The organism is Vagococcus bubulae (assembly GCF_003950315.1).
In the GTDB taxonomy this organism is placed as follows: domain Bacteria; phylum Bacillota; class Bacilli; order Lactobacillales; family Vagococcaceae; genus Vagococcus; species Vagococcus bubulae.
Window position 1 is genome coordinate 1 of sequence record NZ_NGJT01000006.1, and the last position, 19,295, is coordinate 19,295.

General features: G+C 30.8%; 17 protein-coding genes. All 17 read right to left on the bottom strand.

What is annotated here, in order from left to right; genetic code table 11:
• Positions 1–77 precede the first annotated feature (77 nt).
• Positions 78–614, bottom strand: a complete 537-nt coding sequence (locus CBF36_RS04420) for an oligosaccharide flippase family protein (RefSeq protein WP_125956978.1) — start codon at positions 612–614, stop codon at positions 78–80.
• Between the two features lie 19 nt (positions 615–633).
• Positions 634–1,683 (bottom strand): hypothetical protein, encoded by a 1,050-nt coding sequence (locus CBF36_RS04425; RefSeq protein ID WP_125956979.1) that lies wholly within the window; start codon positions 1,681–1,683, stop codon positions 634–636.
• A 19-nt stretch (positions 1,684–1,702) separates the two neighbouring features.
• Positions 1,703–2,737: an EpsG family protein gene (locus tag CBF36_RS04430; RefSeq protein ID WP_125956981.1), complete on the bottom strand. Its 1,035-nt coding sequence runs from the start codon at positions 2,735–2,737 to the stop codon at positions 1,703–1,705.
• Positions 2,737–3,660 (bottom strand): glycosyltransferase family 2 protein, encoded by a 924-nt coding sequence (locus CBF36_RS04435; RefSeq protein ID WP_165865379.1) that lies wholly within the window; start codon positions 3,658–3,660, stop codon positions 2,737–2,739. Before CBF36_RS04435 ends, CBF36_RS04430 begins: the two co-directional genes overlap by 1 nt.
• A gap of 105 nt (positions 3,661–3,765) precedes the next feature.
• Positions 3,766–4,890, bottom strand: coding sequence for a glycosyltransferase (locus CBF36_RS04440; protein WP_125956984.1), 1,125 nt, complete (start codon positions 4,888–4,890; stop codon positions 3,766–3,768).
• A 1-nt stretch (position 4,891) separates the two neighbouring features.
• Entirely contained in the window at positions 4,892–5,773 is an 882-nt protein-coding gene (locus CBF36_RS04445) for an NAD-dependent epimerase/dehydratase family protein (protein ID WP_125956986.1), read from the bottom strand.
• Positions 5,773–6,390: a sugar transferase gene (locus CBF36_RS04450; protein WP_125956988.1), complete on the bottom strand. Its 618-nt coding sequence runs from the start codon at positions 6,388–6,390 to the stop codon at positions 5,773–5,775. Before CBF36_RS04450 ends, CBF36_RS04445 begins: the two co-directional genes overlap by 1 nt.
• Positions 6,391–6,392: 2 nt before the next feature.
• Positions 6,393–8,192 carry a polysaccharide biosynthesis protein gene (locus CBF36_RS04455; protein ID WP_125957171.1) on the bottom strand — a complete coding sequence of 600 codons (1,800 nt, stop codon included), beginning with the start codon at positions 8,190–8,192 and terminating at the stop codon, positions 6,393–6,395.
• A gap of 36 nt (positions 8,193–8,228) precedes the next feature.
• Entirely contained in the window at positions 8,229–8,993 is a 765-nt protein-coding gene (locus CBF36_RS04460) for a tyrosine-protein phosphatase (protein WP_333502253.1), read from the bottom strand.
• A 16-nt stretch (positions 8,994–9,009) separates the two neighbouring features.
• On the bottom strand, positions 9,010–9,726 hold the full coding sequence (locus tag CBF36_RS04465; RefSeq protein WP_125956989.1) for a CpsD/CapB family tyrosine-protein kinase: 717 nt from the start codon (positions 9,724–9,726) through the stop codon (positions 9,010–9,012).
• A 22-nt stretch (positions 9,727–9,748) separates the two neighbouring features.
• Entirely contained in the window at positions 9,749–10,621 is an 873-nt protein-coding gene (locus CBF36_RS04470; protein WP_125956991.1) for a YveK family protein, read from the bottom strand.
• 111 nt (positions 10,622–10,732) lie between these two features.
• Positions 10,733–14,254: a CDP-glycerol glycerophosphotransferase family protein gene (locus CBF36_RS04475; RefSeq protein ID WP_125956993.1), complete on the bottom strand. Its 3,522-nt coding sequence runs from the start codon at positions 14,252–14,254 to the stop codon at positions 10,733–10,735.
• Positions 14,251–15,426 (bottom strand): CDP-glycerol glycerophosphotransferase family protein, encoded by a 1,176-nt coding sequence (locus CBF36_RS04480; RefSeq protein WP_125956994.1) that lies wholly within the window; start codon positions 15,424–15,426, stop codon positions 14,251–14,253. Before CBF36_RS04480 ends, CBF36_RS04475 begins: the two co-directional genes overlap by 4 nt.
• A 12-nt stretch (positions 15,427–15,438) precedes the next feature.
• On the bottom strand, positions 15,439–16,254 hold the full coding sequence (locus CBF36_RS04485) for an ABC transporter permease (protein WP_125956996.1): 816 nt from the start codon (positions 16,252–16,254) through the stop codon (positions 15,439–15,441).
• Between the two features lie 13 nt (positions 16,255–16,267).
• Positions 16,268–17,008: a WecB/TagA/CpsF family glycosyltransferase gene (locus tag CBF36_RS04490; RefSeq protein WP_125956997.1), complete on the bottom strand. Its 741-nt coding sequence runs from the start codon at positions 17,006–17,008 to the stop codon at positions 16,268–16,270.
• Positions 17,005–18,138 (bottom strand): CDP-glycerol glycerophosphotransferase family protein, encoded by a 1,134-nt coding sequence (locus CBF36_RS04495; protein ID WP_125956999.1) that lies wholly within the window; start codon positions 18,136–18,138, stop codon positions 17,005–17,007. Before CBF36_RS04495 ends, CBF36_RS04490 begins: the two co-directional genes overlap by 4 nt.
• Positions 18,119–19,147, bottom strand: a complete 1,029-nt coding sequence (locus tag CBF36_RS04500; RefSeq protein WP_125957174.1) for an ABC transporter ATP-binding protein — start codon at positions 19,145–19,147, stop codon at positions 18,119–18,121. The genes CBF36_RS04495 and CBF36_RS04500 overlap by 20 nt, the downstream gene beginning before the upstream one ends.
• Between the last annotated feature and the right edge of the window lie 148 nt (positions 19,148–19,295).

Genomic DNA, 19,295 nt, shown 5'->3' on the forward strand with positions numbered 1-19,295 from the left:
CTATAATCAGAAATTTTTGTGTCGGATTCATAAAGGTTTTAAAGAAATACAAGATACATTAGAATCAATGTTTTAACTTAACCGACAGAATGGTTTTTTCCATTTACACATAATTCTTGACGCAACCCATCAGTATTTTTTATAAAAAATAAAATACATAAAAAAGATATGATTTTTATTATAAAATTAATTAATGATATTATCTTAAAGTCTTCAATACCGTAATAAAACCAGCTTATATCAAACAAAGTTGCTAACAAAGTTATACCTGAAATTAAAAAAAATAATCTATCATTTAAAAGTATTAAAAATAATATATATATAAATAGAATTGATATAGCAATTATAATATTAAATAATTCTAACTCCCAAAATTTTTTTGATAAATTTTTTTTATTATTCCTTACTATAGAAATCTCCCTTATCCCATAATTTGCCAAACCAAGTCCTGCAAAAAGAACAAAATAATTAACAATAGAACTAACATAATTATATACACCCAAACCTTCTACACCTAAATTTTTAGAAACAATGGGTATAGTTATAATAGGTAAAATAATTATGGTAATTTGATAAATTAATTGATACATAAAGTTACTTATTATTTTATTCATTTAATCCTCCATTAACATTCTATTTAATTTCTGAATTAAAAAAAATATTTGATTTTTCTAAAAAATAATCCACATCAAATGGAAATCTTTCTATTTGATTAATAACATGATCTCTATAAAAGCTAAACTCCTCTATATAGTCTTCATAATTATTAATTATATCGTTGATAAGTAAACATATTTCCAATACATTTTCTAATTTTTTTTCTATCTTAAAATTTTTATTTATTGGGACATCATATTCATTACCAGCACTACCTTCCAACCCTGTAATTATTGTACAATATCTTAACACAGCTTCTCTTGGTAGTCTTTCAGGACCAGGAAAATTTCCAAAATCAATATAAATTTTAGAAATATCCATTAAATCCATACACTCATCCTCTGTCAAATTTTTTAATGGTATAAATTTCACATTTTGATTAATTTTTTTCATTTCATTTATAATGTGATGTATAAAAGTATTATCTTTTTTAGGATTATAAATTATTATGTCTTGTTTTTTATCTAAATTAATCCACTTTTCATAAAATTTCTTACTAATAGGTCCACAAAGAAACTGCTTTCCTCTATTTGAAACTTCATTTTCATTTAAATAATTTTCTACATATTTACAATTAAATAAATGATATATATTTTTTTCTTTAAATTTAAAATATCTTAATTTGTATTTTCTACAAATAAATAAAATAATATATGAAGGGATAGTCGGGATTTTTCTACTTTCAGAAAAATTCTTAGTTCTTCTACTTACTTTCTGATCTAAATAATAATCTAATGACAACCACCATATAACTTTATTTATATTTTTAAATTTATTAAATATTTCAGTATGAACTTCAGGTGTTATTATTATATTATCACTAGAGTCTTCTATTTCAGTGCATACTTTAACACCATATTTTTTAAATTTTTCAGGTACTGATAATGTTTTCGTATCAATATAATATATAAATGTTTCATATCCTTTTTTCATTATTTCAGAAGCTAATTGGTGCAAGCTTTCTGGCCCTCCTGTAACAATCGAATTAACAGATACTATATATACTCGTTTATATATTTTTTTCATAATATCTCCTTTTTCAGTTCTATAGTTGAACTGATTTTATAATCTGAATAACTACATGATTAAATTGGTTATTGTATAAAAATGCAAATCCTATTGCTAAGCTAAATATAAAAAATAAAATTTGTGAAATATTCAATTCAGGACAAAGTAATGTTTTCCTATTATAAAAAGTATTTGAAAATAAAATATAATTCATGATTATTATATTTCTATATAATCTAAAAAAATCAACATCCATTGATATAAACATAAATGATAAGAATATAATAATGTTTATTTTATAAACAACCTCTACAAATTGTATTTGACTTTCTGATAAATAATTCCAATTTTCATTATATTTTATTATACCTGTAACCATCATATTAATTATAAAAATATTCAACATAAAGAAAAATATAAAAAGAACTACTGTGCTCGGTTTACTTCCCTCTAAATATCTAATATATTTACTTCCTAGTGGAATTATACGAACAATAAAGTTTATAATAGCATCTTTAAATAAAAATGAAACTGAAACAATCAATAAGACTAATCGAATTAAATTCTGTTTATTATTTATACAAACTAGTAAAAAAGATAAATAAAAAATAGATGTATTATGAAAAGAAGTTGCTATCAAAACTAAAACTACGTATCTCAAGTATTTTTTTTCTGATAATAAACCTACTCCATATAAAATTAATAACATCGCTATTGAATTTCTAATTTGGACAATATCTAAAAAAAAGGGGAAAAAAATATAAAATACTAGAACTATAGACGGATTAACTGAATACCGCTTAATATATTTATACAAAAATATACAAAAAATCAGCGCTATAAATAAAATTAAGTTAAAATAATCTAACCCAATAATACTGAAACATTTTATTAATAATGAAAAGCCTGGTTCTATATAAGGATAAAAAAATGTATTACTATTATTCAAATAATCAAATATTTGTAAATAATTTTGAATGTCTGGATTGCTTTTACTTAAACCAAAAATAATAAAAATAGTAATCAGCATTGACTTAAAAATAATATTTTTATTTGTATTTTTAATCTCCATTAATCCACCCAACTTTTTTTAGAATCTCTAATACCTCTATACATACTAGATAACTTTCTTTTTTTATTTGTTTCATATAGACAAACACCTAAAATATCATGAATAAATCTTTTATACATTAATACTTTAAGTCCTGGATAATTTTTTCCATATGTTCTAACTGTATACATACCATTTCTAAAAATATAATATTTTCTTACCTCTGAGTGATGATTAGGTTTAATTGTTAATCCTAAAAAAAACTTTTTTTCTCTATTCCCAATTGTATGATTTAACAAAACCCCTGAAGTAGCTACAACCTTATATCCATTTTCCCTCATCCTTAAACAATACTCTGTATCAATTTGATCTATAAAAAAATCTTCTCTAAATAATCCGACTATATTTATTACTTCAATTTTTATTAAGCTACCAGAAGATATTGCAAATGACACCTCTAAATATAGTTCATTTTTAAATTTTTTATCCTCATAACCTCTATCAGTTAAAAGAGCATAATGAGCATATTCTTTAGTATTTCTATCAAAATAGTTTGGCGCTAGTATTCCCAACTTATTTTCAGGATATAATTCTTCATATTGAGTAAATAAATTTATCATACTACCAATATAACCATCAGGGATAATAGTGTCTTGATCAAAGAAAAATATGTATTCTTTCCCAAGTCTTTTACTTATTTCAATCCCTTTGTTTTGTGCTGTTCCTAAACCTTTATTTGTATCAAACTTGACATATTTACTCTCAGTTCCTACTAACATGCGTTCAATTTGTAATATCACTTTATTTGTATTTTTTGTACCATTATCAACTACTATTAAATACACATCCATCTCTAACATTTTTTTTATACTATTCAATGTAGATTGGTCTGGATTATACGTTACTATTACTACTGATGTTCTATTTTTTTCCTTTAAATTCACTACCATCTCTCATTTCTTTTTCACTAAAATGTTTATATATATAATTTTCTAAAATTCTATTTACAAATATTTTTTAGATTTTAATTATAAATAGAAATGATAATATTAATCGTAATTAAGTTCCCTCAAAATTTTATCCATTTTATTTGTAAAATTGTCTATCGAAAACATTTCATCAAATAATAGTTCAACACCCTGTTGCATTTTTCTTAAATCTTCTAAATTATAAACTTCCAATATTTTATTAACGGATTTATTAATATCTTCAGTTACATTCACTCCAGCAAAATATGTTTCAACCATATCCTTTGTATCATAAGAAATATTATTAATAACTGGTAACCCAAACTGAAAGTAATCTATAGATTTCATCGTTAAGCCGACAAAAATATCTTGTTTCATTATGTTTAAACCGAAATGACATTTTTTCAATATGATTTGCTTATCTTGAATATCATATATCTTCCCATAAAACTGGTAATTGATTTGATTTTTAACTAACATTGTTAATAATTGTTCTTTTTTCTCGCCATCACCTATAATATGTAAATGAACTTTTTTATATTTATTTAACTCTGTAATTAAACTTACAATATACTTGATATCTATAATGTTATTAATAGAACCTAAATAACAAATATGAATATCATTTTGATTTATTTTAGAAATCTCACAACTATTTAATTTATTACGAGTAAAATATACGGTCTCAATATTTTTTACATTGCCTATTTTTACAAGTTCATTCTCAAATAATTTACATTCAGTAATAACATAATCTGCATTACTTATATATTTATTTCGCATACCACTCCATCTATTAATCAGTTTTATCTTATTAACATAGGGAATTGGTAATGTTTCAGGCCAAAAATCCATCACATCGAATATGATTTTAGGTTTATTCTTTAATCGAACCAAGTCCTTACACAATTTATTAGGAGGAATAATGACATGCAATAAGTCAAAAGAATTAGTTTCTATAAATTCTTTTACTCTTTTTGAAAATAGTATATGTGAATAGATACGTTTTATACTTAAATTTTTATTATAGGTTGGCACATCAATAATTATTTCATTTTGACGTTCTTTACTATACTTTTCTTTGGACATATGCAGAAAACTGGACTTAACAATAGTGACTTGATAACCTCTAGTTTCATAATAAATAGCCATATCTTGTATTCTATTATTATATGTTTCAAATGCACTGATAATAGCAACCTTCATTTTATCCACCTTTTTCTGTTTCTGAAATTGTTTTTTCAAAGTTTAAGTAAAAAGTTTTATTCTTTTTTTCATACACCAAGTTTCCAAACGCTTTATTAGTTAAATCTCCAATTTTTCCAGGGATATAAGATAAAAGATAAACTGACCAGTTCATAAAGCTAAACAGCTTGATGTTTTTTCCATTTGCTTTGGCTATCTCTTTAACCATGTAACTAGTGCGGATATAATCGTTGTTTTGTGGAAAAAAAATGCCAGTCTTAGTTTCTCTAATTAATTCCTCTATAAACAAATTAAGATTACCTATAAAAATCATGGATCGCTCATTTGGTATATCTGGAAACACTGGTAGAGTTAAGGCTATTTTTCTTAGTAAAGGATAATTCCCTTTACTCCCTTTTCCATATACCATTGGTGGTCTGATAATGGAAAGTAAAAATGTTTCTGTTTCTAATGTTTTTAATTTTTTTTCAGCACACCATTTACTATCTCCATAAAAATTACTCGGTGTAGGAAGTGTCTTAGCAGTGATCACTCTTTTTTTTCTTATACTAATCGCTTCTCCATAAACAATAATCGAACTTAAATAGATAAACTGTGACTTCTTTTCTTTTCTATCTTCTTTATATTTATTAGCAATGTCATATGACAAATCACAATTAATGTCATAGTATTTTTGTTGTTCTTCTTTACTAACTTTTCCAACATCAGCATGTGCAATACCGGCACAATGTAGGACTACATCATACACAGAAAAGTCCTGAGTCTTCCAGTCATCTCCTCTAACAGAGATAGTGTCGACTTGATACTCAGGATTTTTTTCTATATGAGAAACAAATGATGAACCAATATAGCTTGTTTTTCCAGTCACTAAAATTCGTTTCATCATTTACGCTCCTCTACCTTTGTCATCACTCCTGTGCCACCTTCAACTACTCCATCTGATTTAAAGACTGAAATAATTGTCCCAATAAAACATTTGACATCCATCAAAAAACATTCATGTTCCACATAATAACCATCTAATGATGCTTTGACATCTATATCCAGCTCATCTCGCCCATTTATTTGAGCCCATCCAGTCAGTCCCGGTCTGATATTATTAGCGCCATATTTATCTCTCTCTTCTATCAAGTCATATTGATTCCATAATGCAGGTCTCGGTCCAATAACTGCCATATCCCCTCTTAAAATATTAAATAATTGGGGCAATTCATCTAGGCTTGTTTTTCTCAATAGCTTTCCAACTGGTGTTATAAACATATCAGGATTTTCTAATAGGTGTGTTGGCATCTCTTTTGGTGTATCAATTCTCATCGTGCGAAACTTATAAATAAAAAACAACTCTTTGTTTTTACCGACTCTTTTTTGAACAAAAATCACTGGTCCTTTAGAATCTAGCTTAATCACAACTACTAATAAGATCAGTAGTGGTGACAACACAATAATGCCAAGTAATGATAAACAAAAATCCAATCCCCTTTTTAAAAATGTCTTATACATGTCTACTCCTCACTTGATAAATTAGCAAATAGTACCAACTCTTTTGCTAATTCACTATGGTCTTCTGGCAACTCCTCTAATTTTTCCATTACTTCATCATAAGCAAATCCATTCACATTTCCCACAAAAATCTTGTCATGGACTTGCTCTTTTGATCGTTCTTTATCAACAAGCAGCTCTTCATATAATTTTTCACCTGGTCTAATACCAGTTTCAATAATTTCAATGTCTTCTTCACTATAGCCACTTAATTTAATCACTTTTTTAGCCAAATCAATAATTTTAACGGGCTCTCCCATATCTAAAATAAAGATTTCGCCACCCCTAGCTAACGCACCTGATTGGATGACTAATCGACTCGCTTCAGGTATCGTCATAAAATACCGTGTCATTCGAAAATCTGTCACTGTTAATGGACCACCACGCTCAACTTGTTCTTTAAATAAAGGAACAACACTTCCCCGACTTCCTAATACATTTCCAAAACGCACCGCAGAGAATTTTGTTTTTCCTCTACCATTTAACCCTGTTACAATCATTTCAGCAATGCGTTTGGTCGCTCCCATAACGTTTGGCGGATTCACTGCCTTATCAGAAGATATCATGACAAAGCTTTCCACATCATTGGCAAGAGCGGCTTCTGCCACATTTTTTGTTCCATAAATATTATTTTTTAGAGCTTCAGATGGATTATATTCCATCAAAGGGACATGTTTATGAGCTGCGGTATGGTACAAAACAGTCGGTTTATGAACACTCATCACTTCAAAAATTCGTTTTGCATCCCGAACATCTGCAATGACTGGGATGATTTCTGTATTTTTATCAATAAACGTTTGTCTTAATTCTTTTTCAATTAAATAAATTGAATTTTCTCCATGTCCTAGCAAAATAATTTTTTTAGGGGAGAACGTCATGACTTGGCGGCAAATTTCTGATCCGATTGAACCACCAGCACCGGTAACTAAAATAGTTTTATTGGTTAATTGATTTTTAATCATATCCATATCTAGCTTGACTTCTTCCCTACCAAGTAAGTCAACCACATCAATCTCTCGAAGTTTTGTTACAGCGACTTCACCTGTGGCTAAATCTTCTATTGAAGGAATAGAGTTTATTTTAACATCTAATTCTCTGGTTATATCTAGTAATCGTTCATACTCCTCTGCCGTCATGGAGGGAATGGCAACAGTCAACACATCCACATCATAGACTGCTACTAACTCTGATAATTCATCAATTGAGCCAACGACTTTCAACCCAGATAGATAAGTATTTCTTTTATTAATATCATCATCAATAAACCCTTTAAAATTTAGTCCAAGTTGAGACGATTTGTATTTCACCGTATTATAAAGCAACTCGCCACCATCACCAGCCCCTATAATAAAAGCATTGTGGCATTTTTTATTGGTCTTACTATGATACATATTTATATAATCAAATATTAGTCGCCAAGTAATACGAGAGCTAATTATGACAATCAACACTATAAAATACGTTAACATAACATGTAAATTCATGTAAGGCTCTTTAAAGAAAAAACCTAAAATAATATACTCTAAAATACTTGATGAACTAACCGCAAAAAAAATAGACGTAATAGCAGTGATACTGGTATATCTAGTTAAACGATTAAAGACTTTAAAAAACATACCAAATACTAAATACAAACAAATTTGTAATCCTATAAACAACTGATTTATAGGATTATCTATATTATATAAAAAATTAATATATATTGTGACAACGATATTCGCAAGTATAATAATGCTAATATCGACTGTCATTAAAATTGACATTTTCACTTTGCGACTCACTAACAAAACACCCAATCTCTAATAGAATACCCATATTTTTTTATTATTTGTGATGGGTTCTACAACGACATTATCCCCATTAACAATATCTTTTGTTATTTGTTCAAACCGTTGTCTTTTTTCACTACCAAACTCTTTTTCTAACTTGTCATAAGCTGCCCTTGTATAAAAACCTCGGCTTGATATATTATGTGCATCAGATGATAACATATGCGCATAATTGTATTTAATCATCTTCTGACTCGCTTTTTGAATTTTTTTACCAAACTGACCTAAGTAACTACCATTCGTTATTTGCGTTAAGCACCCCATATTAACAAATGGTTGTAATTTTCTAGGTCGTTCTAAAAAAACATTGTTTCTTTCTGGATGAACAATAATTGGTGTGTGTCCTTTACGACATAACTCCAACAACATTGCTTCACTATATTCTGGTACCACTGTTGTCGGAAACTCGACCATTAAATATTTATCTTTTAAATCAGCAAACAAAATATCGCCATTATTCATTCGATCGAACAAATCATCAGAAATACGTACTTCTTGTCCTTCAAATAAAGTCAATGGGATTCGATGGTGGTCTAACACTCGTTGAAGTTTTGCAACTTCTTCTATTATATCTTCTTTTTTATTGGTGTAGTGACCATTATTATAATGAGGAGTACAGAGTATGTGAGATATCCCTTCTGAAACAGCTGTACGTGCCATGTAAATCGAATCGTCAACTGTTCTTGCACCATCATCTACACCTGGTAATATATGACAATGTAAATCAACAAACACGATACTCTCCCCTTTCTTAACTATAATAGTAATCTTGATAATTTTTCGAGTTTTTCTTCTCCTCCATATACACACAACCTAAAATATTCGCATCTACTTTATTTAATAAATCAATGGTTCGAAGTAACATTTTTTTATCTGTTACATTTTCTCTTACCACGACAACAACACCATCTAGATACCCTGAAATCAACTGAACATCTGTCACCGCTGTAACAGGTGGCATATCAAAAATGATAAAATCATACATTTGATAAAGTACTTTTATTAATTTTTTCATTCGATTACTTGCTAGTAACTCTGAAGGATTGGGCACTTTAAAACCACTTGTCATCACATCAAGATGCGGAATATTTGTTTTTTGTATCACTTCTTTAACCGACATTTTCTTTATACTCAAAATATTACTTAAACCTGTCCGATTATTTAACTCAAATGTTAAGTGAGCTGTTGGTCTTCTCATATCAACATCAACTAGTAATGTTTTTAATCCTAATTTGGCAAACATAACAGCAAGGTTTGCTGCTGTTGTCGATTTTCCTTCACTAGGTCCTGATGACGTCACAGCAATCCCTTGCACTTTTTTTTCACTTTGAGCGTATTGAATATTGGTTCTAATCGTCCGAAATTGCTCTGAAATTTGAGAGTTAGATTCAACCACTGTAAATAACGATACTGGTTTTGTCGGAGATAATCTGTTAGGTTTCTTTTTATCTTTTATTCTAGCTTTCATATATCCTTCTCCATTTCCAATATTAGTTTCTATTTACTCTATGACGTTTTCTTTTTTCATTGACCATCAAATCCATATCAAGACCATCTGCTTTATCAGAGAGGTTATCAATCGATAAATTCATGTTATCTAGATCATTATCTAACGTCACATCATAGAAAAAGTCCTCGTCAATCAGTGGGTTTTGTTGAATTTTCATTACTTCTCTCATTTCTCTTTCGTCTACTATTGGGATAGTCCCTAATAATGACAAACCTAATTTCTCTGTGATAAATTCTTCTGATTTCACACTTTTATTAAATAGTTCTGTTACTAACGCTACGATCAATCCTGCAATTAATCCTAACATAGCCCCAATAGCGATGTTCACTTTTTTATTAGGTGAGACAGGTTTCTCATTAGGTGTTGCCTTAGAGGCGATTGATATCTTATCTGTATCCGTCATTTTTACCGCTTCTTCTTGGAAAAACTTAGATATCGTATTGGCTATTGTTGCGGATTCAATCGCATTTGGTGTCACAGCTTTAATGGAAAATAACTGTGAATTTTGACTTTGTTCGACAGAGATAACACTCTTCAAATAATCTTCTGTCATATTGGTCATACCATCTTTTACTAATTTATCTTTTGCTTTTTCTGTTACGGCATCACTTTTTACTAAATCTTTATATGTATTGATTAGTAGTAAGTTTGAATTGATATTATCCGTATTAATATTTGAATCTGATCCTTTTGTTTGAACAACAAGTTGGGTTGTCGCAGCATACTTTGGTGTCAAAATAAAAAAAGTCATTATGCTAGATATAACTGTTCCAAAAACTAACATACTAACAATTAATACCCACTTTTTTTTCAAAAGCTGCAGTATTTCATCTAAACTAATTGTCTCTTCCATCTCATCCTCCAATTAACTATCGTTTCTTTTAAACTCGTATCGAGATAATGTATCACATTATTATAACATAAAAGGTACGATATATGGAGGTGAGTTAGATTTTTTTAAGTCTTATTCTTTCACAAGATTATCACAAAACTGTTGCAGTGCTTTTTCATTGTATCTATAAGGTTTAAACGTTTTAAATTCTTTTTTCTTATTTAGTATGGCTTCCATTGATTTGAACACGCCATGTGCATCGTTTGTTTTAGTCAACATCCCATATTTTCCACCATCTAATACATTGCGACAAGCTGGAATATCTGTTGAAATAACTTTCATTTTAAGAGTTAGCGCCTCTAATAACACTAAAGACTGCCCTTCATAATCCGACGTTAGAACAAATACTTGGCATTTCTTCATAAAGTGATAAGGATTTGACACTTGACCAAGCATCGTTATTTCTTTTTCTAAAGCGTATGTTTCTATTTTTTTTCGTAAATGGTTTCGTTCAGGGCCATCGCCGATAATATATAAATGCCCTTGTTTATATGTTTCATAATATAACTTAAAAGCATCAATCAATAGCGCTTGATTTTTTTCTTCTGAGAGTCTACCTACTGTCACAAAAGTTGGCTCTGTTGTTTCTGGGTAATCAAAAAAGACTCCCTCACTATTCATGACACCTTTTGATAAATCATAAGTTAAACTCTCTTCACTAACCCATACTTGTTTATTTTGTAGTTGAACTTGGTAAAATACTTTAGCAGAATTCGTTTGAATTTTTTGTCGTACTTTCATCTCTTTAGGAACTCTTGATAGTAACCCTTTGTGATCAAAAATATCTTCTATAGAGGCATAAATCATGACTTCAGATTGAACAAAAATCGCCGAAAAATTCATCTTCTCTTTTGACAAAATAAATGGCTCATCCAAGATGTCTAATGATAGATTAGATTGTTTTGTATACCACTGTTTATCATCTTTTGTTTGTAATTTTAACCAATCTGTTGTGATATTTTTTGATAGTAGTATCACGTTATTATTCGCTGATAATGTTTTGGTCACAGCATCCTGACTAGGTTTATCAAAAACACTTACTGGTTGAGTCAATCTTGCTAGTTCATTGATTGGGTGTTGTCTAGACAATATGCTCAACTTATCCAATCTTTTTCGATTAGTAGCTGAAAATATCGTATTTAACAGTTTTTTTACTGGTTTTTGATGGAACATCGCAACAGAACTCATCTCTCTAATGGTTGATGGCTTTATCCACCCAAGCGGTTCTTTGCCATTAGATACTTCATAGCTCGTTCCTGTATGTGTGACAACTTTTTTTGTGAGCAGTACATATAACTCATCAAATCCATCAAGCGAGCAAATCACTTTGCTTTCTTCTAATCCTAATGGTTGGCTATATAATTGACTATTTTTACCAACTTGTAATTTAGATAGCTCGTAGATAGCTTCTTCTGATTGAATACTATCCGGCAACAACGTCACAGACTTTTCTTTAATCCAACCGATATAACAACCATTCTGACTGATTTTCACATAACTTTCTTCTTGATAAATAAATCGACCTAGCACAGTTATGGCTTCTTCAGATAGTATTTTAGTGGTATCTTTTGCGTATCGACTATCAGGACGTGTATCAAAGACCGACACTGTCTTTTGTGGGTTGATTAATCGTGCTTCTCTAAATAAGCGTTGGGTTGGTTTTGTTTGACTGACTTCTTGCTTTGTTTCAGTGGATAAAATTTGTGGAATATTTAATAAATTTTCTGCATAAACAAATTTTGAGTCCTCTGCATAGTTGGATAAGTTTTTCTTATTAATATCGCATATGACACTCGAAACAGACACTAACTTATCATAAAAATCATACACACTAATAATACCCTTAACATTCATACGATGGATTTTTTTGCCATTTACCTCACGATCCATATCCGCCAACATATCACTATGTAAATAACATATTCTCATGGCTGAATTGGTCCCTAAAATCGTTTTAGTCCAATACAAACTATATCCACTAAAGTCGATACTCACATCAAAAGTTGTTTTACCTAGTAGTCGTTTGGCATCTCTTTGATAAATGTTTAAGGGAAATTTTTCTTTTTTATCTTGATTCACTCCACGTATATGATAATACAAATCTTGATAACTCTCGCTAAAAGTATATACCGGTTGCCCAAAATTAAATAATAAAGACGCTTCTTTTGGGATGGATTGGATGGAGTCTATTTGTTCTTGTGATTTTGGGTTATCCAATAAACACGTCACAGCATATTTTTCATAATCAATGTTCGATAATAAATTTAAAAAGCTTGTGGTAATCCCATTTTTTCTTAGTCCACCCGGATAAATAAGTAATTTTTTCTTATCTGGATTCTGGCGAATTTCTTTGATTTTTTCTGATAGTGGTTGATTAAACAATAAATAATCCACATAACGCTGTGTGACATTACCATCGTCATATGGGATGTACAATCGTTTAAACCTTTCGTAATTCCAATGTGTTTCTTCGATTCTTTTTTTAAGGTGTTGTAAAATATCGATCAACTCATCCAAGTTAAATGCAACTGGTCCTGGTAATTCATCATAGTCAAAATACTTTCCACGCTCATGACTATATAAGTCATCATCCCAACAATAAAAAATAATCGGCTTATCCGTCACTAAAAAATCAAAAAAGATACTCGAATAATCAGTTACTAATACATCAACCATTGCTAATAGTTCATTTGTATCAATCCCATCAGGAATTAAGTAAGAATTCAGTTCTTCTTCTTTTTTTGCTTTGTCATAGATAAAAGGATGGACCTTAATCAAGATATTGTATGTATCGCCAAATTTCTTTCTTAACACAGTTGTTTCACTAATCATTTGACGAATCTCTTGTTCGGTATAAGATGCCTCCCCACTTTTACACGTTGGGGTATATAGTAATAACTGCTTGCTTAAATCAAGCTTGATACCTCTTTCGTGGAGTGAACGAATCAGCGTATCGTGATTATGACTAAAGGTCGCATCCATTCTAGGGTAACCACCCTCTAAAATTACGCCTTGATAATTATTTCTTAATCTAAAACTGTCCAAAAACATATTCGTTGTGTGAGCATTTGGGCTAAGTAAAACATCGGCCATAAAAAAATTACGAACCACATTACGAGCATCGCTAGGATTTCCAGGTATATCAAATCCCATCGTTTTTAATGGTGTCCCATGCCATGTATTAATATACGTTTGTTCTTTTTTAATCGTCACAAATGACTGAAACGTGGCATTATTAATTAATACTTCAGCTTTTGTTAGCCACTTTAAATACTCATCAGAATTTCGCTCAACAAATAAGACATTGTCATACTCTTTAAATCGAGTCATAAAATAAGTCATCTCTTCAGATGACTGAATACTCCATATATGTGTGTATTGCTTATCCACATCTTTTTTTAATAGATACAAGCACATCCATAACGGCGAGTCAGTAAAAGACTTTCCATCACGACTTTCATAAAAAATCGTCTTTTTTTCGACTGATTCATTAATGAAATAATGGGTGTATGTTTCCACTCGTTTTCCAGTAGGAGATAGCTTTGTTTTAACGAAAGGTTGAGCTATCCTTTTTACGGGTGATAGTATACTCATGTTTGTTCACTCATTTCTTTTTTTATTATCTCGGCAACTACTTGCGCTGAAGTTCCTGTTTCATTGTTACAAAATGTTTGTTTAAACTGTTGATACTCTTTTTCATAGTCCAATGTATCCAAGTTTTGTAACTGCTCAATGACTTTGTGTTGTTCTTTTATCACTGGTCCTGGCAATAACGATTGAATGGGTTGATAAAATCCTCGGATATCTTCTTCATACTGTGTCGAATCAGGCATAAAAAATAGCATTGGGCGATTGGTTAAACTAAAATCAAACATACATGATGAATAATCTGTTATTAACACATCACTCATCAGCAACAAATCACTCATATCATAACCTAAAGAAACATCTATCAATTTATCTTTCGGCCATGTTGAGGTGTCTAATGTCTGAGCCACTAAATAATGCATCCTAACAAGTAAAACCATTTCTTCGCCACATGTTTTTAAAAACTCCTCATAAGGAAAATCAATACTAAATTCGTATCCGTCAGCTGTTTTATGGTCTGTTTCACGCCAAGTTGGTGCATATAAGATGATTTTTTTATCTGTTTTAATTCCTAAGCTAGCTCTTAATTTCCCTATTTTTTCTTTGTATTGCTCTCTATTAACCAATTGATCATTTCTTGGGAACCCTTTTGAAATCATCTGACCTGTATACCCAAAAGCCTGATTAAAGTGTTGTGTGGTATAGTCACTTGAAGAAGTTAAGTAATCCCAACGTTTACTCTCTTCTAAGAACTCTTGATCATAACTCTCTTTTGTATAACCGGGAATATTCACTTCTTCGATATCCACTCCAATACGTTTTAACGGGGTTCCGTGCCAAGTTTGTATATAGGTTGTGTGTTTATTTTTACTTAGCCATAATGGTGTTCTGGTATTAATCACCCAGTATTTTGCTCGTGGCATAACAAAAAACCAGCGTAAAGAAAAACGTGAGATATAAGGAACCTTTTTTTCGATAAAGGTCTCCTCGTATCCACGCGTTACTCCCCACACTAGTTCAAGTGTTGTGTCTTCTTTTTTTAGATAATCATAAATCGCTTTAGGATTATCACTAAACTGCTTACCATGAAAACTTTCAAAGTAGACAAGATTTTTTTTCGGCAATTGGCCCAATAGTTTAAACCAGATTGAAATCACTGTTTCTATTATTTTTTTCATGGTAATCTCCTTTTACATAAAGTCCATAAATCGTGCTCTGAATTTCATATGGATATGTGATCCTAAGATAAGTAATACCCCAACAACTAACCAGAAAAAGATAGTTTGAACACCCTTTTCCCAGAACCATTTTCCATATAACAATGAATCTCTAAACCCATCAATAATATAATAAATAGGATTTAACTCTAGCAATCGTGTCATCCAAGCATGTCTTGTTCCAGCAAAAATACGTTGAAATTCCCAAATAGGGCCTGATAAATAAAATAGCAATCGTAAAATTGACTGAAGCATAATATGATAATCTCGCACTAATACTGAAATCGTCGAATTCAAAATACCAAACGCAAATAAAAAGGCAAACATGCAAAATAGGTAATAGAAATATTGAACCCAATAAACATTAGGATAAATTCCTACAGCAAACATTGAAACAAATAAAATCAACATCATCCAGCGATAACTTTTAAAGTTACTTGCCATATTGACAGTTGGCAAAATACTAACCGGGAACTTCATTTTTGATACCATACCAATTTGTTTATAAATACTGTTGGATTCCCCTAATATTGAGCTATTGATAAAGAACCAAGCAATAATCCCAACAAGCATCCAAATAATATAAGGAACACCATCTATGTCTTTTCGCTTCATACCTAGGCCAAATACTAGGTAATAAATGCCTATTTGAATCGCTGGATTTAACACTTGCCACAATAACCCTAGATAGTGACTTTGATAAGTCGCTTTTTCTTCATATTTAGAAATACGACGAATAATCCCAAAATTTTTAAATTGTTCTGTAATTACGGTCTTTACGTCATTCACGTTTTTGCTCTCCTTACTGTTTACTTTGTTTTAAATGCCACACTAATCCTTTAGTGACAAACAAAGGTACTTGAAAAATACGATTTAGGCGTTTTGGGTTACTCACTGAGCGATATAACCATTCTAAATTAGTTTTGATAAATAATTCTGGCGCTCGTTTGACTGCACCACTATAAACATCAAAACTCCCTCCGACTGTTTGAAAGACGGTAGCATTTAGTTGTGGCATGTAGCGTTGTAACCATTCTTCTTGTTTAGGTGAGCCAAGAGCAACAAATAACACATCTGTATGTGCCTTATTAATCATGTCAATCACTTCACCACTGCTTTTTTTCTGATAGCCATCCAACCACCCAGCAATGACGACACCTGGATAATCAGTTTGAATATTTCTCGCAGCTTGTGCCACAATCGCTGGTTTAGCACCATATAAAAAAATAGATTTTTTGTTAGTCGCACAAAATTCCAACACACTTGCCATCACATCAATACCTGCAACCCGTTCTTTGATACTTCCTTTTGTCCATTTTGACATCTTAACCACACCAATTCCATCAGCAAAGCGGTGTGTCGCGTGTTCAATAAATGATTTCACGCATTTATTTTTTTCAGACATTAAAATAATTTGTGGGTTGATACTTGCTAACACCATTTTTTGATGGTGCTCAAAATACCAAGACAAATCCTGTTCAATATCAGACATCATTAAATGGTCAACCGGTGTATCTAAAATATATTCTACCTTTTTAGTCATTTTTCTCCATCCATTACTTCTTTTATCTCTCTTACTACCCGACTTGTTGCTTTACCATCATTGTATGTATTCCATAATTGATTAAATTTTTGATTATCTATTTTTTGAGTGTCATTTAACTGGTTTAATATTTCTAATGTTGTATACGCAACCGGCTGTGGAAAATCTTGTTTAATCGCTTGTTGTATACCAGTTGTTTTGTTATAAATCATCTCATCAGGCCAATACATGATTAATTGTTTTTCTGGATTAGCTAGCGTAAAATCAAACGCAACCGAAGAATAGTCTGTAATTAACACATCTGCTTGCTTGATATAATCATCAGCCGATTGAGTCGATACAATCCATTCAACGTTTTTAGCAGCGAATTTTTGTGTCATCGTCACATGTGGATGCAATTTGACTTGCAAAAGATCCTGTTGACTTAACTGCCCTGATAAATACTCTATATCCAATAGCCAATTTTCTAATGAACTATTTTCTCGGTAAGTTGGTAAATATAAAATATGTCGTTTATCTGTTTGTTGTGTTTGTTCCATTTGATTAACTAAATAATCTGTCCGAGCAAATCCTGTCAAAAGAATTTGTTCATCAGAAAAACCATAACTACGTTTAAATACGTCACCCATTCTCTCTGACGCCACAAACACATAGTCAAATGCATCATAAACTCGTCTAAATCGTTCTTTATCTTTTTTCGAACGCTTCATCGCCGTTTTATCTTCTAACCCAAATTGCTTGATAGCTCCAGTCGCATGCCATAGTTGATACACGGTCTGTGTCTCTTTAAACGATATATCACCCAAACAAGCAAAATAGTTATCTGCTATCACAACTTTACTTTGAGATAATTGTCTCACTCCACGAACTAAACCACTCATCGTGTCTAAACAATAAATCGACACTCCTATATTCTGTAAATACCTCGCTTCTTCTTCGCAACTTTTAGTATACAATACAACAACATCATACTCATTTTTTAATGCTTCAATCAGTCCATGATTATTATTAGGAAAACTCATTAAATAGCACACTTGTTTTAGTACGTCACAGTGTTGGTTTTTTTTTGATAGTTGGCGTATGAACCAACTGTATCTTTCTTTCAAGAAACTAACCAATAAATGTTTCATAAATTTGTTCCGATGAAAGATTGTGACCTATCTGCTTATCTAGTTTAGATGTTTCTTCCTCTGCAAAGTAGGATTTAAACGAACGCCCCTTAACATGAATTGTTCCAAATACCACAAGTGCGACAATCATAAACAGTAGGGCAATCTTAGTAAAAAGTGACATAGTCCCAATAGATGGTCCCCTTAAGGCTGATTTTCCATGTCCACGCTCAGACGCGATTTCTTTTAAATCATCCACGCTAAACTCTTTTTGTTTTTCTTTATAGCCATTCTGGTATTCTTTTTTCTCTTGTTCAGGTAACGCTCTAAACCACTTAATGAATTCATTGTAATGTTCAACAACTTCTTCCGTTTCCCCGTATTCACGTAATTCACCATAATGAATCCAGGCAACTTTATCACACAGTTTTTTTACTTGGTTTAAAGAGTGTGACACAAAGAAGATGGTTTTTCCCTCTGCTTTAAATTGTAAAATACGGTCAACACACTTTTGATAAAAGGTGTCATCCCCTACTGACAAAGCCTCATCAATGATTAAGACATCTGGATTGTTATGAACAGCAATCGCAAAACCTAATCTTGAACGCATCCCACTAGAATAATTTTTTACAGGTTGATTCACAAAATCCCCAATATCAGCAAATTCTGTAATATCTGGTAAAATCTCATCTACTTGTTCATTGGTTAAACCAGTCATAAGACATTTTAAACGGATATTTTCCAATCCTGTTAGTTGAGGTTTCAATCCTGCCCCAATGGCAATAATTGAGGTTTCACCTTGTATCGTCATTTGACCTGTTGTTTGTGGGATAATTCCTGCTAAAATATTTGATAAAGTTGATTTTCCTGAACCGTTGATTCCAATCAAACCAACTGCTTCACCTGGATAGACTTTTAAATCAATCCCTCTAAGTCCCCAAAAATGAGGAATGCTTTTTTCTGAAAATTTAAATAATGCTTTGATTTTATCTGATTTTTTCTTATATAAATCATATTCTTTGGTAATCATCGCTAATTCTACTTTTGGATTTTCTTTTTGATTCACGTTGACCCATCCTATTCTTTTTCAGTTCATTAAAACTACACCATTTTACACTATTATAAGTATTTTATCAAAGTTTCATTATAAACTTAAGCCATTCTTCATTAATTTAAAA

What these genes read in the sequence shown, in the direction of transcription:
- CBF36_RS04455 (WP_125957171.1), bottom strand. Translation starts at nt 8,192, where the DNA reads ATGTCAATTTTAATGACAGTCGATATTAGCATTATTATACTTGCGAAT.
- CBF36_RS04420 (WP_125956978.1), bottom strand. Translation starts at nt 614, where the DNA reads ATGAATAAAATAATAAGTAACTTTATGTATCAATTAATTTATCAAATT.
- CBF36_RS04500 (WP_125957174.1), bottom strand. Translation starts at nt 19,147, where the DNA reads ATGATTACCAAAGAATATGATTTATATAAGAAAAAATCAGATAAAATC.
- CBF36_RS04450 (WP_125956988.1), bottom strand. Translation starts at nt 6,390, where the DNA reads ATGTATAAGACATTTTTAAAAAGGGGATTGGATTTTTGTTTATCATTA.
- CBF36_RS04495 (WP_125956999.1), bottom strand. Translation starts at nt 18,138, where the DNA reads ATGAAACATTTATTGGTTAGTTTCTTGAAAGAAAGATACAGTTGGTTC.
- CBF36_RS04490 (WP_125956997.1), bottom strand. Translation starts at nt 17,008, where the DNA reads ATGACTAAAAAGGTAGAATATATTTTAGATACACCGGTTGACCATTTA.
- CBF36_RS04425 (WP_125956979.1), bottom strand. Translation starts at nt 1,683, where the DNA reads ATGAAAAAAATATATAAACGAGTATATATAGTATCTGTTAATTCGATT.
- CBF36_RS04480 (WP_125956994.1), bottom strand. Translation starts at nt 15,426, where the DNA reads ATGAAAAAAATAATAGAAACAGTGATTTCAATCTGGTTTAAACTATTG.
- CBF36_RS04430 (WP_125956981.1), bottom strand. Translation starts at nt 2,737, where the DNA reads ATGGAGATTAAAAATACAAATAAAAATATTATTTTTAAGTCAATGCTG.
- CBF36_RS04445 (WP_125956986.1), bottom strand. Translation starts at nt 5,773, where the DNA reads ATGAAACGAATTTTAGTGACTGGAAAAACAAGCTATATTGGTTCATCA.
- CBF36_RS04440 (WP_125956984.1), bottom strand. Translation starts at nt 4,890, where the DNA reads ATGAAGGTTGCTATTATCAGTGCATTTGAAACATATAATAATAGAATA.
- CBF36_RS04475 (WP_125956993.1), bottom strand. Translation starts at nt 14,254, where the DNA reads ATGAGTATACTATCACCCGTAAAAAGGATAGCTCAACCTTTCGTTAAA.
- CBF36_RS04465 (WP_125956989.1), bottom strand. Translation starts at nt 9,726, where the DNA reads ATGAAAGCTAGAATAAAAGATAAAAAGAAACCTAACAGATTATCTCCG.
- CBF36_RS04470 (WP_125956991.1), bottom strand. Translation starts at nt 10,621, where the DNA reads ATGGAAGAGACAATTAGTTTAGATGAAATACTGCAGCTTTTGAAAAAA.